The following is a 24,384-nucleotide window of genomic DNA, read 5'->3' as shown; positions in this document are numbered from 1 at the left end:
GGACATTGTAAGGAGCGTGAATGTATACCCTGAACTGGCAACCGCCGTATGACTGGCAATGGATGTTTGAATTTCTTGGCGCGCGTAAGGTCGCGGGCATCGAAACCGTCACCCGCACCTGTTACGAGCGCAGTTTCGCCTGCCTCGGACATCAGGGGATCTTTCGCGTCACCCCGAACGAGACGCAAGCTACCTTACAGGTTTCATTAAGCGAGGGGCTGGTACCTGTCGCCGAGCCCTGTTTGTCGGCCATAGCGCGACTTTTCGATCTCTCCTGCGATCCGCAGGAAATCGCCCGTACGCTTGGCGAGCTTGGCGCGGCGCGCCCGGGATTACGTTTGCCGGGCGCGATGAATGCCTACGAGCAGGGGGTAAGGGCGATTCTGGGGCAACTGGTGAGCGTGGCGATGGCGGCAAAGCTTGCCGGGAAAGTCGTCGCGTTATGCGGAGAACCGCTCCCTGAGCATCCCGGCTATTTTCTCTTCCCCACGCCTGAACGGCTGGCGGCTGCCGACCCGCTGGCGCTCAAAGCCCTGGGTATGCCGCTTAAACGCGCGGAATCACTTATTTATCTGGCCCGGTCGGTGGTGGCGGGGGATTTCCCGCTGGCGCCGCCTGAGGATATTGAGGCGGGCATGAAGGCGCTCCAGCAACGGCCCGGGATCGGGCGCTGGACGGCCAACTATCTGGCGCTACGCGGCTGGCAGGCTAAGGATGTTTTTCTGCCGGATGATTATCTGATTAAACAGCGTTTTGCCGGCATGACGCCAGCGCAAATCCGCCGTTATGCCGAACGCTGGCAGCCCTGGCGCTCCTATGCATTGCTGCATATCTGGTACACCGAAAACTGGTCGCCCTTAGTTGATGGCGAAATAGCTGGTGTTAAGCAGTAGCTCCAGCGGCTGGGCTTCTGAGATGGTATCGCCGTAAATATAATCGATTCCGATGCCGGAAAGGGTGTCCATCATCAGTGGTTGATGGCATGGGCCTGCGACGGTTTTCATCCCCAGACGCTGAGCATGCCCCTGAATGATGGTCACCATCATTTCATCCATCAGGTTCCCGTGGACGTTAGCGGTCAACTCCTGGTCCAGCAGGACGTAATCCGCCATGTGCGCCGTCAAATGATTAAAGACGTTCATTTCGCGACCCACCTGGCTTAATACGATACGACAGCCTGCATGACGCAGTTTCTGCACGGCGCTCTGAAGCGTGGCCTCCTGTTGCAGCACAGCCTCCACCGGGATCACCAGGTGCAGCAAGCGCCCCGGCAGCGGGCTCTTCTCCAGTAACCCCAGCAGCTCGTCCACCAGCGTCGCGCTGGTAAGCCCTTCCGCTGAGAGCGGTAGCGCCACGCCCATGCCTTTTGCGGCCACCTGCGCGGCATAAGCGCGGAAAAATTCCTGGAAGATACGCCGGTCCAGCGCGTGCAGCAGGTCAGGCTCCGACAGGCCCGAACGGAATGCCTGTTCCTCGAGCACCTCGCCCTGGCTGGTCCACAGCCGCAGGGAGATAAGCCAGAAATTGCTGCTTTCCGGAATTCGGGGGGAGGCCACGCTGCGGGCAATCATCAGCAGATGATTGTCTTTAATCATGTGCCACTGCTCGTCGAGGGACATCATGCTGCGGGCGCTGTGCATCCGCTCCTGTTGCGGCTCATAGACTGTTACCACCCCGCGCCCACTGTTTTTAGAGGCATAACAGGCGATATCCGCCTGCGACATGACTTCGGCGGACTGGTGGTTAGTATCATCAATCAGGGTGATACCCGCGCTGGCACCGATGCGGTGCAGTCGTCCTTCCCACATGAAGTGGTATTCGTTAATGGCATGAATAATCCTTCCGGCAATGTAGCGTGAGCTTTCGATGTTGCAATCGGGGAGCAATAAACCAAACTCATCCCCGCCAAGGCGCGCCAGGATGTCGCTTGAACGTAACATGCTTAACATTAACGACGACAGTTCACGCAGCAGGGCATCCCCCGCCGCGTGGCCTGCGGTGTCGTTGACCGCTTTAAAGCGATCGAGATCGATAAAGACCAGCGCATGCCGCTGATGCGTCTCCTGCACGTTCAGCAACAGACGTTTCAGATGGCCTTCAAAACTGACGCGGTTTGCCAGATGGGTGAGGGCATCGTGAGAGGCGCTGTAGCTGAGCTGACGCAGCATTTTGCGGGATTCCGTCACGTCCTGGATCACCAGAACAGAACCGATGTTTTGCCCATCCAGGGTGCTTAACGGCGTGATGCTGTAATGAATATCAAAGGTTCCGCCGGTGCGGCAGTGAAGGACCACATCCTGATCAATATCAGAACGCGACATATCGCCGCTGTGAATATTTTCCATCAGGGGGCCATTTTCGCTGAAGGTGATACGCAGCACCTTGAGGACAGGCTGCCCCATTGCTTCCTGCTGCAGCCAGCCGCTCATTTTCTCGGCGACCGGGTTCATAAAGGTGACGTTCATGTCCACATCCGTGCACAGTACCGCTTCGCCGATAGAGTCGAGGGTGATATGCAGACGTTCTTTTTCCTGGTAGAGCGCTTCGTTCAGCTCTTTGACCTCGGTCATATCCATGCTGATACCCAGCAAGCGTTCAACTTCCCCATGCTTGTTCAACACACGGTTCGCCAGGGAGCGGATATGCCGCACGCCCTCTTTTACGCGAATACGAAATTCCAGCTTAAACGGGACACGGGCGCTCAGGGCATCGCGCAGCACCTGCTCGGCATGCGTCCGGTCTTCCGGGATCACGCAGTCGTGCCATAGCTGCCAGGTCGGCTTCATATGGGAGGGGACGTCATACAGCTCGAACATGCGTTTGTCCCAGCTGATAACGTCAGGCTCCAGATCCCATTCCCAGATGCCAATCCCGCCCGCTTCGTTGGCCAGGGTAATGCGCTCCATCAAGCGTTTATTGACCCATTCCGTCTGTTTGAGATCGTTAATGTCTTCAATTTGCGCAATAAAGTAGAGCGGAGAACCATCGGCATGGCGCACGACCGACACGGCCAGCAGCGCCCAGACAACCTCTCCGTTGCGCGTGTAGTAGCGTTTTTCCAGTGAATAGCTGTTGATATCGCCGCGTACCAGTTGATCCATAAACTCCAGATCGTTGTTTAAATCTTCAGGCCAGGTGAGCTGCTGGAACGTCAAAGAGTGCAATTCAGCCTGGTTGTAACCCAGAAACTGGCAAAGCGCCTTGTTAGCCTGTAGCCACTGGCCCTCAATGCTGACCAGCGCCATGCCGATGGCGGAATACTCCATCGCGTTACGAAAACGCTCTTCGCTCTCGGTGATGTGCTTACGTTCAGCGCGGAAGGCATACATCACCATGGTCATGACGTTGGCAGGTAACAGGATCATTAAAAACGGCAGCCACGGCGCGTTAAACATCGCCTCAGAATGTTGTGAGGTGAGCGGCGTGGGATGGGTGGCTATCATCAGAGATACCATCATCACCGTGACCAGGAAGACGAGGAATGCTTCCATGCGCGGCAGCCTTACGGCGCTCCACATCAGAAGTACGATGATGCAGGTAAAGGGCCAAGGCAGCCAGTTGATCGCCAGCCAGCAAAGCACCAGGGTGACCGCCAGGGTTAAGAGCGTCTCCAGCAGGAGTTTTGGATCGCGGTGACGCAATAAATAGTGGGGCTTAAAGAGTAGCCCTAACGGCACCAGCGCCAGTGCACCGATAGACTCTGAAAGGACCCACACCACAAAGTCACGCAGGGGTTCGCTGCTCGGCACAAGATAATGCACCAGTATCCCGCCCAGGAGCGGCGGGATGATGGCACTGCCAACGGCGAGCCGGGCCCAGTCGGTCAGATTCTGGAGCGGGTTGTAGCGGGGGAGCAGTTTTCGCAGTAAGAGCGCGCCAATGCAGGCTTCAATGACGTTGATGGCGGTGTAGGTGACGCTAATGGTTTCCCATGAAAACAGCAGCCACGAGGCGAACACGTTGCCGAAGGAGCAGGCCAGCGCAATGCCGGGCCACATTTTCCCTGCATGGCGGTAAAAAGCCACCATCATGATGGAGGTCGGGAACCATAACGGTGCCAGTAAGGTTCCTAATCGAGTCAATTCAAGCGAGAAAAGTGTAAAGATGAAGGCGACAAGACCAAGGCTGACAAGCCGTAGTAAAGGATTGGGGGTAGTAACCAAAACGCGCTGGTATTGTTTATTCATTACCGCTCTATCCAGGGACGCCATGCCGCCAGGACGGCGTCCGGACGAAGAAAAAAGTGAATTGGATTATGCTAGTACAAACAATTTACAATTCATATGCTGACCGCTCATAATTTGACATCACAGAGTTATTAAATACGGAGTCTGCAGAAATTTCATCTTCAGCGCGTTAAAATTAACCGTTTAAATTTGCGTCAGGGAGAAATAGCTGGTTTCGCAGCCACTCTCGCATTACCTGCGCATTCGACTGGTATCGCGCACGTTAAATCCCTATAATTGCCGCGTTTGACGCTACGGCGTCGTCCTTCCTTTACATCCAGGTTAATCAGGTCGCTAAATTTATGACTGATAAGTCTCATCAGTGCGTCATCATAGGCATCGCCGGCGCATCGGCTTCAGGTAAAAGTCTTATTGCAAGTACGCTTTATCGCGAACTGCGCGAACAAGTTGGTGATGAGCATATCGGCGTCATTCCCGAAGACAGCTATTACAAAGATCAATCGCATCTGTCGATGGAAGAGCGTGTAAAAACTAACTACGACCATCCCAATGCTATGGATCACAGCCTGTTGTTCCAGCATTTACAGATGATCAAAAACGGCACGCCTATTGATCTCCCGGTTTACAGCTACGTTGAGCATACGCGTACGCAGGACACCATCCATATTGAACCCAAAAAAGTGATTATCCTGGAAGGCATTTTACTGCTGACCGACGCGCGTCTGCGTGAAGCGATGAACTTCTCTATATTTGTGGATACCCCGCTCGACATCTGCCTCATGCGCCGTATCAAACGCGACGTCAACGAGCGCGGGCGTTCGATGGACTCGGTCATGGCGCAGTATCAGAAAACGGTACGTCCAATGTTCCTGCAGTTTATTGAACCGTCGAAACAATATGCCGATATCATCGTCCCGCGTGGGGGTAAAAACCGCATTGCGATCGATATTCTGAAAGCGAAAATTAGCCAGTTTTTTGAATAATTTGCGCGAATTGTGTACCGTTCAGAGATAACCTGGTTTTGCGCCCTGGCCCGTTGGCCGCGGCGCATGATGCGCAAAAGGAGAAAGTGCCATGCGTCTTTGTGACCGAGATATAGAAGCCTGGCTGGATGAGGGCCGTCTGTCTATCACCCCGCGTCCGCCGGTTGAGCGTATTAATGGCGTCACCGTTGACGTACGCCTGGGGAATAATTTCCGCACGTTCAGCGGCCATACGGCTCCCTTTATCGACCTTAGCGGGCCGAAAGACGAAGTGAGCGCGGCGCTGGATCGCGTCATGAGCGATGAGATTGTGCTGAACGAGGGCGAAGCCTTTTACCTTCATCCAGGCGAACTGGCTCTGGCAGTCACCTATGAATCCGTGACGCTGCCCGCCGATCTCGTGGGCTGGCTTGATGGGCGTTCTTCTCTGGCGCGTCTGGGGTTGATGGTGCACGTTACCGCGCACCGTATCGATCCCGGCTGGTCTGGTCGTATCGTGCTGGAGTTTTTCAATGCCGGTAAATTGCCGCTGGCGCTGCGTCCAGGAATGATGATCGGTGCCCTGAGTTTTGAACTGCTGACCGGCGTGGCGGAACGTCCGTATAATCGCCGTCAGGACGCGAAATATCGCGATCAACAGGGTGCGGTCGCCAGTCGTATTGATAAAGACTGATTTTTGTCCACTGAGGATGCCATGAGAAGAATACTGACAACGCTGATGATTTTGCTAGTGGTGGTCGTGGCTGGCCTTTCTGCGTTGGTTCTGCTGGTTAACCCAAATGATTTTCGTGCCTATATGGTGCGTCAGGTCGAAGTGCGTAGCGGCTATGAACTGAAGCTCGAGGGTCCATTGCGCTGGCACGTCTGGCCGCAGCTCAGTATTCTTTCGGGTCGTATGTCCTTAACCGCGCCGGGCGCGTCGGTACCGCTGGTTTCTGCCGACAATATGCGTCTGGACGTGGCGTTAATTCCTCTGCTGTCGCATCAGTTGCAGGTTGAGCAGGTGATGCTCAAAGGGGCGGTGATTCAACTCACCCCGCAATCCGAAGCCGTTCGTCAGGAGAATGCCCCAGTCGCCCCGCGTGAAAATACCCTGCCTGACGTCCCGGAAGACGCGGGCTGGTCATTTGATATTGGCAGCCTGAAAGTGGCTGACAGCGTGCTGGTCTTCCAGCATGAGGACGATGAGCAGGTGACGGTGCGCAATATCAATCTGCAGATGGATCAGGATAAGCGCCATCTGGCGACGGTGGATTTCACCGGACGGATTAACCGTAACCAGCGTGATATGACCCTGGCGATGAAAGCCAACGTTAACGCCTCTGATTATCCTCATCAGCTGACGGCGGACATCCAGTCGCTCAACTGGAAACTCACCGGTGCCGACCTTCCTGCTCAGGGCATTTCCGGGCAGGGCAGTCTGCAGGCCATCTGGCGAGAAGAGCAGAAGCTGCTCGCATTGAATCAGCTTAATCTGCAGGCTAACGACAGCGATCTGAAGGGTAACGCCAGCGTTGTGCTTGGCGAAGAGCCGAAGTGGGTTATCGATCTGCAGTTTGGCAAACTCAACCTTGAGAGTTTACTGCCGCCGCAGCCGGTTGCCGCCGCAGAAGGCAGCCCTGCTCAGCAGGGGCAAAGTCAGCCTAAGCAGACGCGCCCGGTTATCTCTTCCTCTATTGATCAGCCAGATTACAACGGGCTGCGCGGCTTTACGGCGGATATTTCGCTAAAAGCCGATGCGGTGCGCTGGCGCGGGATCGACTTCAGCGCCGTGAGCAGCCAGATGGAGAACCGGAGCGGCCTTCTGACGATCTCCGACCTCAGCGGTAAAATAGGTAACGGATCGCTTTCGCTGCCGGGCGTGGTGGACGTGCGCAAAGATAACGTCCGTACGACTTTCCAGCCGCGTCTCGATAACGTTGAGATTGGTACTATCCTGAAGGCATTCAACTACCCCATTGCGTTGACCGGCAACCTCTCCTTAGCAGGGGACTTCTCGGGCAATAAAGTGGATGCAGAAGCGTTCCGCCGGGACTGGCAGGGTCAGGCGCACGTAGAATTAACCAATACCCGCATGGAAGGCCTTAACTTCCAGCAGCTGGTTCAGCAGGCGGTTGAGCGCAGTAGCAGCAACGTTAAAGCCAATGAAAACTACGACAGCGCCACGCGCCTTGATAGCTTCACCACCGATTTGAGCCTCGATAGAGGACAGCTCACGCTCGACAATATGCAGGGGCAGTCTGCGTTGCTGGCATTAACCGGTGAGGGCACCATGGATCTGGTGAAAGAAACGACGGATACGCGCTTCAACGTACGCGTTCTGTCAGGCTGGGAAGGCGAGGGCAAGCTGGTTGAATTCCTGAAGGAGACGCCAATTCCGTTATCCGTGTTTGGTAAGTGGCAGGCGCTGAATTACAGCCTTCAGGTCGATCAGCTTTTGCGTAAGCATCTTCAGGAAGAAGCAAAACGACGTCTTAACGATTGGGCGGATAAAAACAAAGATTCGCAAAACGGTAAAGACGTCAAAAAGCTGCTGGAAAAACTCTGAGTTAATACGTGGTCCTCTCCTCAGTGAGGAGAGGACTGTTCAGACCTCATAATCCAGATCGTCTTCGCGACGTAGCGGAATCAACTGCACTTTCTGCACGCGATGGCTCTCCACCTCTAAGGTCTTAAGCAGATAATTCCCCACCTGCACCTCTTCGCCCGGTTTCGGGATACGCTGTAAATACTCCATCAGCAGGCCCGCTATGGTGTGATATTCACGCTTTTCATCCAGAGGCAACGGCACAAACTGCACCAAATCTTCCAGAGGCATATGGCCGTTTGCGGTCCAGGAGCCGTCGCTGTTTTTCTGTATATCGTGACGTGCGTCGATTTCATCCACTTCATTCGGTAAATTACCGGCAATGGTCTCCATAACGTCACTGAGCGTGACCACACCTTCAACCGAACCAAACTCATCGACCACAAAGGCAAAGTGCGTGCGCGCGTTTCTGAATTGCTCCAGCGCGGACAGCAGGGGCAGCGCTTCGGGGAACACCAGCGGCTGGCGCACCAGGACGCGCAGATCCAGCGGCTCGCCGTTAAGCGACTGTTGCAGCAGATCGATAACGTGAACGACCCCGACCAGATCGTCATCCTCATCGCCGCCGGTCACCACGACCCGGGTATGCTGGTTCTTTTCCAGTAATGCGCGGATTTGCGCTTCGGGCGCATTCAGGTCGATATGTTCAATATCGTGGCGCGAGGTCATGATACTGCTGACGGAGCGCTGGTTAAGGTTCAGTACGCGCTCGATCATCAACCGCTCCTGCGGGTTGAAAATCTGTCCCTCCTGGTGATCGGCCAGCAAAGAGGCGGACTCGGCATCGAGTTCAGCGTCCTCTTTTTTCCCGCTCAGCAGACGGATCACCGTATCGGTCGTTCGCTGGCGAAGTGTCTGATTGGCCGACAGGAAGCGGCGGCGGTTAAATATCGCCAGCTGATTCAGCGCTTCAATCATGACCGAGAAGCCAATAGCGGCGTACAGATAGCCTTTCGGGATAAAGAAGCCAAAGCCGTCGGCGACCAGGCTAAAGCCAATCATCAGCAGGAAGCTGAGGCAGAGAATGACAATCGTTGGATGGCTGTTTACAAAGCGCGTCAGCGCTTTACTTGCCATCAGCATCAGGGTGATGGCAATGATGACGGCCGCCATCATCACCGCCAGATGATCAACCATCCCCACGGCAGTAATCACGGAGTCCAGTGAGAAAACGGCATCCAGCACCACGATTTGCGCCACCACCGGCCAGAATTTGGCCCCGCGTCGCTGAGTGGGGTTGTCGTTGTCCTTGCCTTCGAGCCGTTCATTTAATTCCACCGTTGCTTTAAACAGTAAGAACAGGCCGCCGAAAAGCATAATCAGATCGCGGGCGCTGAAGCTGAATTCATGGACGGTGAAGAGGGGTTTAGTCAGGGTGACCATCCATGAGATTGACGCCAGCAACAGCAGGCGCATCACCATCGCCAGAAGTAAGCCCGTGACGCGAGCACGGTCACGCTGCGAGGGAGGCAGTTTTTCAGCGAGGATGGCTATAAACACCAGGTTATCAATACCGAGCACTAATTCGATAACGACAAGCGTTACCAGCCCGGCCCAGATCGATGGATCGGCAATCCATTCCATAGTAAATGCAATACCTTTGGTTATATGACAATTGTCACAGTCCGATCATGGATAAAGCGCGTCAAAAATGCAATGTTTGCCTGAGATTTCTCTTAATCCCCGGCCACAGTTGACAGATTCCTGTTACAGCAAATATTCCGTCTGGAAAGTCATATTTTATATAACCAGGCGCAATTAGGAAATATCGCAAGCAATGATTTGCAGGTCTGATTTGTCAATATAAAGATAATCCTAAAACTGCAAAACTTTGCTCTTAATATTAATCTTAAAAACAACTTACAGGCCTGTTGTCTCCTTGCCTGGTATTAGGTTAGCTGCAACAATTCTTCCAGCATCAAATGTTAAATCTACTTGTTGCTATTTTTTTAATAGGTCGCGGGAAATGCTGCGTTATCTGTCAGGCGCTATAAATGACGGATTTATTTCCCAAAAAGACCCGTTTCAGAGGGTGTTTTCCCATAACACATTGTTAAGACAGTGGATTGGTAACTGAAAGCCAAGGGCGGTAGCGTGCCTGAAAGCGTGTGAATCAGCCTCGGTTATTCTGTCAAGAGCCAGCGGATGAATAAAGTTTTTTTAGGACTGATGCCAGTTATATTTCAATTTCATTAACTGCATTCTGAATGGAAAACGATCCGCGCTTATTTAAATTGCACAGGATAATTACTCTGCCAAAGTGATAAATAATCAATGATGAAATCCAAAATGAAATTGATGCCATTATTGGTGTCTGTGACCTTGATGAGTGGTTGTACGGTCTTTCCCGGCAGCAATATGTCAACAATGGGTAAGGATGTGATCAAGCAACAGGATGCTGATTTTGATCTCGACAAGATGGTGAATGTTTATCCATTAACGCCGCGTCTTGTTGAACAATTACGCCCACGTCCAAATGTTGCACAGCCCAATATGTCTCTGGACCAGGAAATCTCATCCTATCAATATCGGGTAGGGCCAGGCGACGTCATCAGCGTGACGGTCTGGGATCACCCTGAACTGACCACGCCTGCCGGGCAGTATCGTAGCTCCAGCGATACCGGCAACTGGGTCCAGCCTGACGGCACCATGTTCTATCCGTACATCGGTAAAGTACATGTCGTCGGCAAAACGCTTGCAGAAATTCGTAGTGATATTACCGGCCGCTTAGCGCAGTACATTGCTGACCCGCAGGTTGACGTTAATATCGCCGCCTTCCGTTCGCAAAAAGCGTATGTCTCCGGTCAGGTCAATAAATCCGGCCAGCAGGCGATCACCAACGTGCCGCTGACGGTGCTCGATGCCATTAACACCGCAGGTGGCTTAACTGACGCCGCCGACTGGCGCAACGTGGTGCTGACGCACAACGGTAAAGAAGAGCGCATTTCGCTTCAGGCCCTGATGCAAAACGGCGACCTGAGTCAGAACCGTCTGCTCTACCCGGGTGACATTCTGTTTGTTCCGCGCAATGACGACCTGAAAGTGTTCGTGATGGGCGAAGTGAAAAAACAGAGCACGCTCAAAATGGACTTCAGCGGTATGACCCTGACCGAAGCGCTGGGCAATGCAGAAGGTCTTGACCTGACGGCATCTAACGCCAGCGGCATCTTCGTCATCCGTCCGCTGAAAGGCGAGGGCAATGCGAAAGGCAAGATTGCCAATATTTACCAGTTGGATATGTCCGATGCGACGTCTCTGGTGATGGCAACCGAATTCCGCCTCCAGCCATACGATGTGGTCTACGTCACCACGGCGCCAGTCACGCGCTGGAACCGTTTGATCAACCAGTTGCTGCCAACCATCAATGGCGTTCGCTATATGACGGACACGGCGCGCGACGTCCATACCTGGTAATCCGCGATGTTTAATAAAATTCTGGTGGTATGCGTGGGGAACATTTGCCGTTCCCCCACGGCTGAACGTCTGCTGAAAAATTATCAGCCTGAGTTGACGGTCGCTTCTGCAGGACTGGGTGCGCTGGTGGGGAAAGGGGCCGATGAGCGAGCGTCAAGCGTGGCGCAGGCGCATGACCTCTCTCTGGACGGGCACGTGGCACGTCAGATCTCCGGTCGCATGTGTCGGGATTACGATCTGATCCTGGCGATGGAAAAGCGCCACATTCATGCGCTGTGTGAAATTGCGCCAGAGATGCGCGGCAAAGTCATGCTCTTTGGCCACTGGGACAGTGAGCGCGAAATTCCCGATCCGTATCGCAAGAGCCGTGAGGCATTTGAGGCGGTTTACACCTTACTTGACCAGTCTGCCCAAAAATGGGCGCAGGCACTGAAAGCTCAGCAGGGATAACAATGACAGAAAATACCAAACCTTCTGCCGCCCCGATTTCGGGCAGTGATGAAATAGATATTGGGCGTCTGATCGGCACCATTATCGAAGCGAAATGGTGGGTGCTGGGCATCACGTCGGTGTTTGCGCTGGGTGCCATTATCTACACTCTGTTCGCTACGCCTATCTACAGCGCCGATGCGCTGGTACAGATCGAACAAAACACCGGAAACTCGCTGGTGCAGGATATCGGCTCGGCGCTGGCGAATAAGCCACCGGCGTCCGACGCAGAAATTCAGCTGATCCAGTCGCGTCTGGTGCTGGGTAAAACCGTTGACGATCTTGACCTGGATATCGGCGTGACCAAAAACAGCTTCCCGATCTTCGGGGCAGGCTGGGACCGGTTGATGGGTCGTCAAAATGACATGGTCAAAGTGACCACCTTCAACCTGCCGAAAGGGGCGGGCGATCAGGTGTTTACGCTTGAGGTGTTAGGGCCGAAAGAGTATGAGCTGACCAGCGACGCCGGCTTTAGCGCCCGCGGGCAGGTCGGACAGATGTTGAGCAAAAACGGCGTCAGCATGATGGTCAGTGATATTCATGCGTCGGAAGGCGGCAAGTTCACCGTCAGTAAATTCTCCATGCTGGGGATGATCAACAATCTGCAAAGCAACCTGAGCGTCACTGAAAACGGGAAAGATACCGGCGTCCTGAGCATGACCTTCACCGGTGAAGATAAGGACAAAATCCGCGACATTCTGAACAGCATTACGCGCAACTACCTCGAACAGAACATCGAGCGCAAATCCGCAGAAGCGGCCAAAAGCCTCGCCTTCCTGGCAAAACAGCTGCCCGAAGTGCGTTCTCGTCTTGATGAAGCGGAAAACAAGCTGAACGCGTTCCGTCAGGATAAAGACTCCGTTGACCTGCCGCTAGAAGCCAAATCGGTGCTGGACTCGATGGTCAACATCGACGCGCAGTTGAACGAACTGACCTTTAAAGAAGCCGAGATTTCGAAGCTCTATACCAAACGTCACCCGGCGTACCGCACGTTGCTGGAAAAACGCCAGGCGCTGGAAGATGAAAAATCGAAGCTGAACAATCGCGTCACCGCGATGCCGAAAACGCAGCAAGAGATCGTGCGTCTGACCCGTGATGTGGAATCCGGACAGCAGGTGTACATGCAGTTGCTGAACAAACAGCAGGAGCTGAAGATCACCGAAGCCAGCACCGTGGGTGATGTGCGTATCGTTGACCCGGCCATTACCCAGCCCGGTGTGCTGAAGCCGAAGAAAGCACTGATTATCCTCGGCAGCATTATCCTTGGGTTGATGCTCTCCATCGTCGGTGTATTGCTTCGTTCGCTATTCAACCGGGGTATCGAAAGCCCGCAGGTGCTGGAAGAGCATGGCATTAGCGTCTACGCCAGCATTCCGCTGTCGGAATGGCAAAAATCCCGCGACAGCGTCAAAACGGTCAAAGGGGTTAAGCGTTACAAACAAAGCCAGCTCCTGGCAGTGGGCAACCCAACCGACCTGGCCATTGAAGCGGTGCGTAGCCTGCGAACCAGCCTGCACTTTGCCATGATGCAGGCTAAAAACAACGTCCTGATGTTGACCGGGGTCAGCCCGTCGATTGGTAAAACCTTCGTGTGTGCCAACCTTGCCGCGGTGATTAGCCAGACCAATAAGCGCGTGCTGTTGATCGACTGTGATATGCGTAAAGGCTATACCCATGAACTGCTGGGGACCAACAACGTAAACGGTCTGTCGGAAGTGCTGCTGGGTAAAGGCGACATTGAGCAGTGCGCCAAGCCGACCTCTATCACGAACTTTGACCTTGTTCCGCGCGGTCAAATTCCACCGAATCCGTCAGAGCTGCTGATGAGTCAGCGATTCACGCAGCTCATCGCCTGGGCAAGCCAGCATTACGACCTGGTCCTGATCGATACGCCGCCAATTCTTGCGGTAACCGATGCCGCCATTGTGGGTCGCCATGCAGGAACTACGCTGATGGTCGCCCGCTATGCGGTCAATACCCTGAAAGAGGTGGAAACCAGTCTGAGCCGCTTCGAGCAAAACGGCATTGAGGTGAAAGGGGTGATTCTGAACTCCATCTTCCGCCGCGCCACCGGCTATCAGGATTACGGCTATTACGAGTACGAATACAAGTCTGACAGTAAATAATCCTTTCCTCTCACCTGACCCTCTCCTACGGGAGGGGGCGGGCGAGGGTATCTATTCCATCCGGGGAAACCATGACAACACAGCGCCCTTTAATTTCTATTTATATGCCGACATGGAACCGTCAGCAGCTGGCGATCCGTGCGATAAAATCGGTTTTGCGTCAGGATTATGACCACTGGGAAATGATTATTGTCGATGACTGCTCCTCTTCTTATGAGCAACTGCAGCAGTTTGTGACCGACCTGAACGATCCCCGCGTTAAGTACACCCATAACGCCATAAATACGGGGGCCTGCGCGGTACGTAACCAGGCGATTCTGCAGGCGAAAGGGGAGTATATAACCGGCATTGATGACGACGATGAATGGACACCGAATCGTCTGTCGATCTTCCTGTCGCATAAACAGCAGCTGGTGACGCATGCGTTTCTGTATGCCAACGACTATGTCTGCCAGGGCGAGGTCTATTCCCAACCGGCCAGCCTGCCGCTGTATCCGAAGTCGCCCTATTCGCGTCGTCTGTTTTACAAGCGCAACATCATTGGCAATCAGGTCTTTACCTGGGCATGGCGTTTTAAAGAGTGCCTGTTCGATACCGAACTGAAAGCGGCACAGGACTACGATATTTTCCTGCGAATGGTCGTGGAGTATGGCGAGCCGTGGAAAGTGGAAGACGCAACGCAAATTCTGCATATCAACCACGGTGAGATGCAAATCACCTCTTCGCCGAAAAAGTTTTCCGGCTACTTCCATTTTTATCGCAAGCACAAAGATAAATTCGACCGTGCCAGCCGCAAGTATCAACTCTTTACCCTCTATCAGATCCGCAACAAGCGCATGAACTGGCGCACATTGCTTACGCTGCTCTCCGTGCGTAACGGCAAGCGTCTGGCTGATGGACTTCGGGGGAAATAATGTTTCTGGAAGATTGCCGCGCAAATAGCTGGAGCCTGCGTCCGTGCTGCATGGTGCTGGCTTATCGCATTGCCCATTTCTGCTCCGTCTGGCGCAAAAAAAACGTTCTCAATAATCTTTGGGCCGCGCCCGTGCTGGTGATGTACCGCATCATCACCGAATGCTTCTTTGGCTACGAAATCCAGGCGGGGGCCACGATTGGACGCCGCTTTACCATTCATCATGGCTATGCCGTCGTCATCAACAAGTTCGTGGTCGCCGGGGATGATTTCACCATTCGCCACGCCGTCACTATCGGCAACCGGGGTCCAGACAGCCTTGCCTGTCCTGTCATCGGCAACAACGTTGAGCTGGGGGCGAACGTGGTGATTATTGGTGATATTCGTGTGGGAAATAACGTCACTGTCGGCGCAGGAAGCGTGGTGCTGGACACCATTCCGGATAACGCGCTGGTGACCGGTGAAAAGGCCCGCGTGAAGGTGATTAAATGAATATTCTGCAATTTAATGTCCGTCTGGCTGAGGGCGGAGCGGCAGGTGTTGCGCTGGATCTGCATCAGCGTGCGCTGCAAAAAGGGTTACAGTCCCGTTTCGTGTATGGCTACGGCAAGGGCGGTAAAAAAAGCGTCAGCCACGATAACTATCCGCACGTGCTGAAACAGACTCCACGCTTAACGTCGGTTGCCAATATTGCCTTGTTCCGTCTGTTCAACCGCGATCTCTTCGGCAACCTGAACAGCCTTTACCGCACGGTGACCCGCACGTCAGGCCCGGTGGTCCTTCATTTCCACGTGCTGCACAGCTACTGGTTAAATCTGGAAGAGGTGGTGGCCTTTTGTGAAAAGGTGAAAGCGCATAAAGCGGATACCACCTTCGTCTGGACCCTGCACGATCACTGGAGCGTAACCGGACGTTGCGCCTTCACCGACGGCTGCGAAGGCTGGAGAACGGACTGTCAGAAATGCCCGACGCTCGCCAACTACCCGCCGGTAAAAGTGGATCGTGCGCATCAGCTGGTCTCGGGCAAACGACAGTTGTTCCGCGATATGCTGGCGCTTGGCTGCACCTTTATTTCGCCAAGCCAGCACGTTGCCGATGCGTTCAACAGCCTGTACGGGGCAGGGCGCTGCAGGATCATCAATAACGGCATCGACGTGGCGACGGAAGAGATCCTGGCAGAACTGGACCCGATTACCGATACCCAGGGAAAACCCAAAATCGCCGTGGTTGCCCACGACCTGCGCTATGACGGCAAAACCAACCAGCAGCTGGTGCGCGACATGATGGCGCTGGGCGATAAGATTGAACTGCACACCTTCGGTAAGTTCTCGCCGTTTGAGGGACCGAACGTGGTGAATCACGGTTTCGAGACGGATAAGCGCAAGCTGATGAGCGCCTTAAATGGGATGGATGCGCTGGTGTTCAGCTCCCGTGTTGATAATTACCCGCTGATTTTGTGCGAAGCGCTCTCTATTGGGGTGCCGGTCATCGCCACCCACAGCGACGCCGCGCGAGAGGTGCTGGAGAAATCCGGTGGGAAGACCTTCAGCGAAAGCGAGGTGGTCCCGCTGGTGCAGCAGCCAAAGGCTCATATTGCGCAAGCTGTTTTTAACACTACCCTGGAATCGTTCCGCAACCGCAGTCGCGTGGCTTACAGTGGTGAACAGATGCTGGAGGAGTATGTCTCGTTCTATCAGAATCTGTAGTTATCTGCTGCTTCCGCTGATCTATCTGCTGGTCAACGTCAAAATTGCCCAGCTTGGTGAAAGCTTCCCGATAACCATTGTGACCTTCCTGCCCGTGCTCCTGCTGCTGTATGTGGACAAAATCAGTATTAAAAAACTGATGATCGCCCTGGGGCTTGGCGCGGGCCTGACCGCCTTTAACTACATTTTTGGTCAGTCGCTGGATGCCAGCAAGTATGTCACTTCCACCATGCTGTTTGTTTATATCGTCATCATTATTGGCATGGTGTGGAGTATTCGCTTTAAAACAATATCGCCACACAATTATAGGAAAATCCTCAGGTTCTTTTATCTTGCGGTAACACTTATTGTTGTGCTTGCTGCAATGGAGATGGCGCAAATTATTTTGACGGGCGGCAGTAGCCTGATGGAAATAATTTCGAAATATCTCATTTACAGTAATAGCTATGTTCTGAACTTTATTAAGTTTGGCGGTAAGCGAACCACCGCACTCTATTTTGAACCGGCGTTTTTTGCTCTGGCGTTAATCTCAATTTGGCTCAGCATCAAACAGTTCGGTATCAAAACCCCCAAGACCGATGCTATGATTCTTGCAGGGATTGTTCTGTCAGGTTCCTTCTCGGGCGTCATGACGTTCATCCTGTTTTACTTGCTTGAATGGGCTTTCCAGTACCTGAATAAGGAAGCCATTAAGAAAAAACTACCCTTAGCGATAATATCGCTAACCGTATTTTTAGTCGGCATTGTCTTTGCATTCCCTTACATCGCCACGCGACTGGGGGATTTGGGTACGGAAGGGTCGTCATCTTATTATCGCATTATCGGTCCGCTGGTGATGGTTGGGTATTCTTTAACCCATATTGATGGCGTAGTAAGATTCGGCTCACTTTATGAATATGTTGCATCATTCGGAATCTTTAACGGTGCGGACGTCGGTAAAACCATAGACAATGGCCTGTATCTGTTAATTATTTACTTTTCATGGTTTGCCGTGCTGTTGACAGCCTGGTATCTGTTTAAAGTGTTTAAAATGATGATAAACGCGTTTGGTGATAACCAAAACTTTCGGGTGCAGCTGTATCTTTTTACGCCGGTGTCGCTGTTTTTTACCGGGTCAATATTTAGCCCGGAATATGCATTCTTAATTGTGTGTCCGTTTATTTTACGCAAAGCGCTCAATATTACGCGGATATGACAAAACGAGGTGGTTTATGTTTCTAAGCGTCATTACTGTCGCCTTTCGTAATCATGAAGGGGTGGTAAAAACCTGGCGCTCGCTGCGCAACCTGGCACGCGATCCCAGCCTCACGTTTGAATGGATCGTTGTCGATGGCGGCTCCAGCGATGGCACGGCGGAGTTTCTCGAAAAACTGAACGGTGAGTTCAATTTACGTTATATCAGCGAGAAAGATAACGGTATCTATGATGCGATGAATAAAGGCATTGCGATGGCGCAAGGGCGTTACGCTATCTTCCTGAATTCAGGGGATGTCTTCCATGAGGATGTGGCGTTATTTGCCCGTCAGCTGTCGCGTCAGAAAGACGAAGCCATGGTGATGGGTGATGCGCTGCTGGACTTCGGCGACGGACACAAAATGACCCGCAATGCGAAGCCAGGCTGGTATATCTACCACAGCCTGCCCGCCAGTCATCAGGCGATTTTCTTCCCGGTGGCCGGGCTGAAAAAACATCCGTACGACCTGCAATATAAAGTGTCATCAGATTATGCCTTGACGGCCAGCATGTATAAAGCGGGTTACCCGTTCCGCCGTATTAAAGGGCTGGTTTCCGAATTCTCGATGGGCGGTGTGTCAACCTCCAATAATCTTGAATTATGTCAGGATGCAAAAAACGTACAGCGCAAGATATTACGCGTACCCGGCTTCTGGGCGGAATTATCCTATTTATTACGTCTGAAAACGACGGGTAAAACAAAAGCCTTATATAACAAAGTCTGAATATAAGGAAATGTCATGCAGGAGTTAAAAGGCTTTTCCGTGCCGAAAGGTTTTCGGGGCGGGAACGGGATTAAAGTGCAGTTGTGGTGGGCCGTGCAGGCAACGTTATTTGCCTGGTCGCCACAGGTGTTGTATCGCTGGCGCGCATTTTTGCTGCGTCTGTTTGGTGCAAAAATTGGCAAGAACGTGGTGATTCGACCGTCGGTAAAAATTACCTATCCCTGGAAGCTAACGCTCGGTGATTACGCCTGGGTAGGGGATGACGCGGTATTGTACACCCTGGGTGACATTACCATTGGTGCCAATTCTGTCGTGTCACAAAAGTGTTATTTGTGCACCGGTAGCCACGATTTTATGAGCCCGCATTTTGATATTAACGCCACCCCAATTGTGATTGGCGAAAAATGCTGGCTGGCAACAGATGTGTTTGTTGCTCCCGGTGTTTCTGTTGGCGATGGCACCGTAGTCGGTGCACGCAGCAGCGTTTTTAAATCGCTACCGGCAAATAAGATTTGCCGTGGCAACCCCGCAGTGGTGATACGCGAACGCGTTGAAACTGATTAAATTCGATAAGTACAGAGGAATATAAACATGTCTAAAGTCGCTCTCATCACCGGCGTTACCGGGCAGGATGGTTCTTATCTGGCAGAGTTCCTGCTGGAAAAAGGGTATGAAGTTCATGGTATTAAACGTCGTGCTTCTTCGTTTAATACAGAACGTGTGGATCATATTTATCAGGATCCTCATTCTGCAAACCCGAAATTCCATTTGCATTACGGCGATCTGACCGATACGTCTAACCTGACCCGTATTCTGCAAGAAGTACAGCCGGATGAAGTGTACAACCTGGGTGCGATGAGCCATGTCGCGGTGTCGTTTGAATCCCCGGAATATACCGCTGACGTCGATGCCATGGGTACGCTGCGTCTGCTGGAAGCGATTCGCTTCCTGGGCCTGGAAAAGAAAACGCGTTTCTATCAGGCATCTACCTCTGAACTTTATGGTCTGGTGCAGGAAATCCCGCAGAAAGAGACCACCCCGTTCTACCCACGTTCTCCGTACGCTGTTGCCAAAATGTACGCGTACTGGATCACCGTAAACTACCGCGAATCCTACGGCATGTATGCCTGTAACGGCATCCTGTTTAACCACGAATCTCCACGTCGTGGCGAAACCTTCGTGACCCGTAAAATCACCCGCGCCATTGCAAACATTGCTCAGGGCCTCGAGAAGAAACTGCACCTCGGTAACATGGACTCCCTGCGTGACTGGGGCCATGCGAAAGACTACGTGAAAATGCAGTGGATGATGCTGCAGCAGGAAAAACCAGAAGATTTCGTTATTGCGACCGGCGTGCAGTACTCCGTGCGTCAGTTTGTCGAAATGGCCGCCGCTCAGCTGGGCATTAAGCTGCGCTTTGAAGGCACCGGCGTCGAAGAGAAAGGTATTGTTGTTTCCGTAACCGGTCACGATGCACCAGGCGTGCAGCCAGGCGATGTGATTGTTGAGGTTGACCCGCGTTACTTCCGTCCTGCTGAGGTAGAAACCCTGCTCGGCGATCCAACCAAAGCACACGAAAAACTGGGCTGGAAACCGGAAATCACGCTCCAGGAAATGGTCTCTGAAATGGTGGCTCACGACCTTGAAGCAGCGAAAAAACACTCTCTGCTTAAGTCTCATGGCTACGAGGTTTCCATCGCGCTGGAGTCCTGATAATGACTAAACAACGTATTTTTGTCGCCGGACATCGCGGGATGGTGGGTTCCGCCATCGTCCGCCAGCTTGAACAGCGCGGCGACGTCGACGTCATTGTTCGTACGCGTGATGAGCTGAACCTGCTGGATGCGAAAGCCGTGCAGGATTTCTTTGCCGAAGCGCGCGTCGATCAGGTGTACCTGGCGGCAGCAAAAGTGGGCGGTATTGTGGCGAACAATATCTACCCGGCTGACTTCATCTACGAAAATATGATGATTGAGAGCAACATCATTCACGCGGCGCACCTGCACAACGTGAATAAGCTGCTGTTCCTCGGTTCATCCTGTATTTATCCGAAGATGGCGAAACAGCCGATCGCGGAAAGCGAACTGCTGCAAGGAACGCTGGAAGCCACGAATGAACCGTACGCCATCGCCAAGATTGCGGGCATCAAACTCTGTGAGTCTTACAACCGTCAGTACGGTCGTGACTACCGCTCGGTGATGCCAACCAATCTGTATGGCCCGCACGATAACTTCCACCCGAGCAACTCGCACGTGATCCCGGCGCTGCTCCGTCGTTTCCATGAAGCGACAGCCGAGAATGCGCCTGACGTGGTGGTGTGGGGTAGCGGTACGCCAATGCGCGAGTTCCTGCATGTGGATGATATGGCGGCAGCCAGCATTCACGTTATGGAGCTGGACAGCGAAGTGTGGCAGGAGAATACCGAGCCCATGCTGTCTCACATCAACGTGGGTACCGGCGTTGACTGCACTATTCGTGAGCTGGCGCAGACCATCGCCCAGGTGGTGGGCTACAAAGGTCGCGTGGTGTTTGACGCCACCAAGCCTGACGGCACGCCGCGTAAATTGCTGGACGTGACCCGTCTGCATCAGTTGGGCTGGTACCACGAGGTTTCACTGGAGCAGGGGCTGGCAAGCACGTATCAGTGGTTCCTGGAAAACCAGCACCGCTTCCGGGGGTAACGATGTTTTTAAGTCAGGAAGATTTTGCCACGGTTGTGCGTTCGACCCCGCTGATTTCCATCGATTTGATCGTGGAAAACGAGCGTGGGGAGAACCTGCTCGGGCGTCGTACCAATCGTCCCGCACAGGGATACTGGTTCGTTCCCGGTGGACGCGTTCTGAAGGATGAGACGCTGGAGTCGGCTTTTGAACGCCTGACTCAGGCAGAGCTGGGCTTGCGGCTGCCAATGGCAGCCGGGCAGTTCTACGGCGTCTGGCAGCACTTCTATGACGATAACTTTTCCGGTACCGATTTCACCACCCATTACGTGGTGCTCGGTTTTCATCTCAGGGTGAATCAGGCAGATCTGCGTCTGCCTGATGCACAGCACGATGATTATCGCTGGCTCACGCCGGATGCGCTTCTGGCAAGCGATCGAGTGCACGACAACAGTCGCGCCTACTTCCTTGCCGACCGTCAGGCCGGAGTACCGGGACTATGAAGATCCTTGTTTACGGAATCAACTATTCACCGGAGCTGACCGGGATCGGTAAGTACACCGGTGAAATGGTGGAATGGATGGCCAGTCAGGGTCACGAGGTGCGGGTCATTACGGCCCCGCCTTACTACCCGGAGTGGAAAGTCGGTGAAAAGTACTCCAGCTGGCGCTATCGCCGTGAAGTGGGCAATGCCACCGTCTGGCGCTGCCCGCTTTACGTGCCGAAGCAGCCTTCAACGCTGAAGCGTCTGATTCATCTGGGCAGCTTTGCCCTGAGCAGTTTCTTCCCGCTGATGGCGCAGCGACGCTGGAAGCCGGATCGCATTATCGGCGTGGTCCCGACGCTGTTTTGTACCCCGGGAATGCGCCTGCTGGGAAAACTGTCTGGCGCACGCACGTTGCTGCACATTCAGGATTATGAAGTGGATGCCATGCTCGGACTGGGCATGGCAGGTAAAGGGAAGGGCGGCAAAGTCGCGAAGCTTGCCAGCGCGTTTGAACGCAACGGCCTGCACAACGTGGATTATGTCTCGACCATTTCCCGCTCAATGATGAACAAAGCGCAGGAGAAAGGCGTCGCGGCCGAGAAGGTGATCTTCTTCCCGAACTGGTCCGAAGTGGCCCGTTTCCGCGACGTTGAAGCGCGCGATGCCGCAGCGCTGCGTGCTCAGCTGGGATTGCCGGAGGATCAAAAGATCATCCTTTACTCAGGCAATATCGGGGAAAAACAGGGGCTGGAAAGCGTTATCGACGCGGCGGCGCAGCTCAGCCACCAGGCGTGGATGTTCGTGATTGTCGGTCAGGGCGGCGGGAAAGCGCGACTGGAAAAAATGGTCAACGACCGTGGCCTGAAAAATGTGAAGTTCTTCCCGCTCCAGTCCTACGACGCACTGCCTGCGCTGCTGAAGATGGGCGATTGCCATCTCGTCGTACAGAAACGCGGTGCCGCAGATGCGGTACTGCCGTCTAAATTGACCAACATTTTGGCCGTCGGCGGCAATGCGGTGATCACCGCAGAACCTGAGACCGAACTGGGCCAGCTGTGTGACCTTTACCCGGGGATCGCCGTTTGCGTTGAACCCGAATCGGTATCCGCGCTGGTCGCCGGAATTGAACAGGCACTCGTCATGCCAAAACAGAACACGGTGGCACGTGAATATGCCGAACGCACGCTCGAAAAAGAGAACGTGCTTAGCCAATTTATTGCAGATATACGGGGATAATCATGAGTCAGAATAAATTGTATCCGGTCGTTATGGCTGGTGGCTCAGGTAGTCGGTTGTGGCCGCTGTCCCGCGTGCTCTATCCAAAACAGTTCCTCTGCCTGAAAGGGGAGCTGACCATGCTGCAAACGACGGTGAACCGTCTGAACGGCGTGGAGTGCGAAAGCCCGGTCGTCATTTGTAACGAGCAGCATCGTTTTATTGTGGCCGAACAGCTTCGCCAGCTCAACAAGCTGACGGAAAACATCATTCTTGAGCCTGCGGGGCGTAATACCGCGCCGGCGATTGCCCTGGCGGCGCTGGCGGCGAAACGCAGCAGCCCGGATTGCGATCCGCTGATGCTGGTGCTGGCGGCAGACCACGTGATTCAGCAGGAAGAGACCTTCCGCGACGCGGTGCGCGCCGCGATCCCCTATGCCGACAGCGGCAAGCTGGTCACCTTTGGTATCGTCCCCGACCTGCCTGAAACCGGCTATGGCTACATTCGTCGCGGCGATGTAGCCCCGGGCGCGGGCGACAGCGTGGCGTTCAACGTGGCGCAGTTCGTTGAGAAACCGAATCTTGATACCGCACAAGCCTACGTGGCCAGCGGGGAGTACTACTGGAACAGCGGTATGTTCCTGTTCCGTGCCGGTCGCTATCTGGAGGAGCTGCAAAAGTATCGTCCGGATATCCTCAGCGCCTGTGAAAAAGCGATGGCCGTGGTAGACCCGGATCTGGACTTTATTCGCGTCGACGAAGCGGCGTTCCTGGCCTGTCCGGAAGAGTCCGTTGACTACGCGGTAATGGAACGTACGGCGGATGCGGTGGTTGTCCCTATGGACGCCGGCTGGAGCGACGTGGGCTCCTGGTCTTCGTTGTGGGAAATCAGCGCACATACGCCTGAAGGCAATGTCCATCACGGCGATGTGATCAGCCACAAAACGGAAAACAGCTACGTGTATGCCGAATCCGGCCTGGTCACCACCGTGGGTGTTAAAGATCTGGTGGTCGTGCAGACCAAAGATGCCGTGCTGATTGCCGACCGCAACGCGGTGCAGGACGTCAAGAAAGTGGTTGAGCAGATTAAAGCCGAAGGGCGTCACGAACACCATATCCACCGCGAAGTTTATCGCCCCTGGGGCAAGTACGACTCTATCGACGCGGGCGAACGCTACCAGGTAAAACGCATAACTGTGAAGCCAGGCGAAGGATTGTCGGTGCAAATGCATCATCATCGCGCCGAGCATTGGGTCGTGGTGGCGGGGACGGCAAAAGTGACCATCAATGGCGATATCAAACTGCTGGGTGAAAACGAATCCATCTACATTCCGCTGGGGGCGACCCACTGCCTGGAAAACCCGGGGAAAATTCCGCTCGATCTGATTGAGGTGCGCTCCGGTTCGTATCTTGAAGAGGACGACATTGTCCGCTTCGAAGATCGTTACGGACGGGTCTAGCGCCGGTTAATCCTGCCCGGTTGCGGGGTATTTACCGGGTCTACGAATGAAAAATAACTATGCCTGTTACACGGGCGGGCCGACTGTTGCCTGAAAAAGGGATCATCATGGAAAAGTTAACCTGTTTTAAAGCTTATGACATTCGCGGCAAGCTGGGTGAAGAGCTGAACGAAGACATTGCGTGGCGCATTGGCCGCGC

The 24,384-nt window shown here is 53.7% G+C and carries 21 protein-coding genes; 19 read left to right on the top strand and 2 right to left on the bottom strand.

What is annotated here, in order from left to right; genetic code table 11:
• The first annotated feature begins 20 nt into the window (after positions 1-20).
• On the top strand, positions 21-893 hold the full coding sequence (gene alkA, locus LZP96_RS13505) for a DNA-3-methyladenine glycosylase 2 (RefSeq protein ID WP_064326694.1): 873 nt from the start codon (positions 21-23) through the stop codon (positions 891-893).
• On the opposite strand, the gene LZP96_RS13500 is transcribed toward alkA, so the two are convergent.
• Positions 858-4,187, bottom strand: coding sequence for a diguanylate cyclase (locus tag LZP96_RS13500; protein ID WP_064326693.1), 3,330 nt, complete (start codon positions 4,185-4,187; stop codon positions 858-860). The two genes, alkA and LZP96_RS13500, sit on opposite strands and share 36 nt — an antisense overlap.
• 341 nt (positions 4,188-4,528) lie before the next feature.
• Here LZP96_RS13500 and udk point away from each other — a divergent pair, with 341 nt between their 5' ends.
• The 3 genes from udk to asmA all read left to right on the top strand — a co-directional run bounded on the left by udk (position 4,529) and on the right by asmA (position 7,718).
• Complete coding sequence (udk, locus tag LZP96_RS13495; RefSeq protein WP_064326692.1) at positions 4,529-5,170, top strand: uridine kinase; 642 nt, start codon at positions 4,529-4,531, stop codon at positions 5,168-5,170.
• Positions 5,171-5,261: 91 nt separating this feature from the next.
• The gene (gene dcd, locus LZP96_RS13490) at positions 5,262-5,843 is read left to right on the top strand and encodes a dCTP deaminase (RefSeq protein WP_064326691.1); all 582 of its coding nucleotides are present in this window, start codon (positions 5,262-5,264) and stop codon (positions 5,841-5,843) included.
• 21 nt (positions 5,844-5,864) lie between these two features.
• A complete protein-coding gene (gene asmA, locus LZP96_RS13485) occupies positions 5,865-7,718 on the top strand; it encodes an outer membrane assembly protein AsmA (RefSeq protein WP_064326690.1) in 1,854 nt (617 codons plus the stop codon).
• Between the two features lie 39 nt (positions 7,719-7,757).
• Here asmA and LZP96_RS13480 read toward each other — a convergent pair whose 3' ends face one another.
• Entirely contained in the window at positions 7,758-9,341 is a 1,584-nt protein-coding gene (locus tag LZP96_RS13480; protein ID WP_064326689.1) for a TerC family protein, read from the bottom strand.
• 690 nt (positions 9,342-10,031) lie between these two features.
• Here LZP96_RS13480 and LZP96_RS13475 point away from each other — a divergent pair.
• The 15 genes from LZP96_RS13475 to LZP96_RS13405 all read left to right on the top strand — a co-directional run.
• Positions 10,032-11,171, top strand: a complete 1,140-nt coding sequence (locus tag LZP96_RS13475) for a polysaccharide export protein (RefSeq protein WP_064326688.1) — start codon at positions 10,032-10,034, stop codon at positions 11,169-11,171.
• 6 nt (positions 11,172-11,177) lie between these two features.
• Positions 11,178-11,621, top strand: a complete 444-nt coding sequence (gene wzb / locus LZP96_RS13470) for a low molecular weight protein-tyrosine-phosphatase Wzb (RefSeq protein ID WP_064326687.1) — start codon at positions 11,178-11,180, stop codon at positions 11,619-11,621.
• 2 nt (positions 11,622-11,623) lie between these two features.
• Positions 11,624-13,786, top strand: coding sequence for a tyrosine-protein kinase Wzc (wzc, locus tag LZP96_RS13465; protein ID WP_064326686.1), 2,163 nt, complete (start codon positions 11,624-11,626; stop codon positions 13,784-13,786).
• A 71-nt stretch (positions 13,787-13,857) separates the two neighbouring features.
• A complete protein-coding gene (gene wcaA, locus LZP96_RS13460) occupies positions 13,858-14,700 on the top strand; it encodes a colanic acid biosynthesis glycosyltransferase WcaA (protein ID WP_064326685.1) in 843 nt (280 codons plus the stop codon).
• Positions 14,700-15,191 carry a colanic acid biosynthesis acetyltransferase WcaB gene (gene wcaB / locus LZP96_RS13455; protein WP_064326684.1) on the top strand — a complete coding sequence of 164 codons (492 nt, stop codon included), beginning with the start codon at positions 14,700-14,702 and terminating at the stop codon, positions 15,189-15,191. The genes wcaA and wcaB overlap by 1 nt, the downstream gene beginning before the upstream one ends.
• Positions 15,188-16,405: a colanic acid biosynthesis glycosyltransferase WcaC gene (gene wcaC, locus LZP96_RS13450; protein WP_064326683.1), complete on the top strand. Its 1,218-nt coding sequence runs from the start codon at positions 15,188-15,190 to the stop codon at positions 16,403-16,405. Before wcaB ends, wcaC begins: the two co-directional genes overlap by 4 nt.
• Entirely contained in the window at positions 16,380-17,600 is a 1,221-nt protein-coding gene (gene wcaD / locus LZP96_RS13445) for a colanic acid polymerase WcaD (RefSeq protein WP_064326682.1), read from the top strand. The genes wcaC and wcaD overlap by 26 nt, the downstream gene beginning before the upstream one ends.
• A gap of 16 nt (positions 17,601-17,616) precedes the next feature.
• Positions 17,617-18,363, top strand: coding sequence for a colanic acid biosynthesis glycosyltransferase WcaE (gene wcaE / locus LZP96_RS13440; RefSeq protein ID WP_064326681.1), 747 nt, complete (start codon positions 17,617-17,619; stop codon positions 18,361-18,363).
• A gap of 15 nt (positions 18,364-18,378) precedes the next feature.
• A complete protein-coding gene (gene wcaF / locus LZP96_RS13435) occupies positions 18,379-18,927 on the top strand; it encodes a colanic acid biosynthesis acetyltransferase WcaF (RefSeq protein WP_064326680.1) in 549 nt (182 codons plus the stop codon).
• Positions 18,928-18,954: 27 nt separating this feature from the next.
• Positions 18,955-20,076, top strand: a complete 1,122-nt coding sequence (gmd, locus tag LZP96_RS13430) for a GDP-mannose 4,6-dehydratase (RefSeq protein ID WP_064326679.1) — start codon at positions 18,955-18,957, stop codon at positions 20,074-20,076.
• Positions 20,077-20,078: 2 nt separating this feature from the next.
• Positions 20,079-21,044 carry a GDP-L-fucose synthase gene (gene fcl, locus LZP96_RS13425; RefSeq protein ID WP_064326678.1) on the top strand — a complete coding sequence of 322 codons (966 nt, stop codon included), beginning with the start codon at positions 20,079-20,081 and terminating at the stop codon, positions 21,042-21,044.
• A gap of 2 nt (positions 21,045-21,046) precedes the next feature.
• A complete protein-coding gene (locus tag LZP96_RS13420; protein ID WP_064326677.1) occupies positions 21,047-21,526 on the top strand; it encodes a GDP-mannose mannosyl hydrolase in 480 nt (159 codons plus the stop codon).
• Positions 21,523-22,746, top strand: a complete 1,224-nt coding sequence (wcaI, locus tag LZP96_RS13415) for a colanic acid biosynthesis fucosyltransferase WcaI (protein ID WP_064326676.1) — start codon at positions 21,523-21,525, stop codon at positions 22,744-22,746. Before LZP96_RS13420 ends, wcaI begins: the two co-directional genes overlap by 4 nt.
• 2 nt (positions 22,747-22,748) lie before the next feature.
• A complete protein-coding gene (gene cpsB / locus LZP96_RS13410; RefSeq protein ID WP_064326675.1) occupies positions 22,749-24,185 on the top strand; it encodes a mannose-1-phosphate guanyltransferase in 1,437 nt (478 codons plus the stop codon).
• A 107-nt stretch (positions 24,186-24,292) separates the two neighbouring features.
• A partial coding sequence (locus LZP96_RS13405; RefSeq protein WP_258926131.1) for a hypothetical protein occupies positions 24,293-24,384 on the top strand: 92 nt, incomplete at its 3' end.

The organism is Huaxiibacter chinensis (assembly GCF_022171985.1).
GTDB classification, from domain to species: Bacteria; Pseudomonadota; Gammaproteobacteria; order Enterobacterales; family Enterobacteriaceae; genus Enterobacter; species Enterobacter chinensis_A.
The sequence above is the reverse complement of the archived record's forward strand: the minus strand, read 5'-3'. Positions and strand labels throughout refer to the sequence as shown.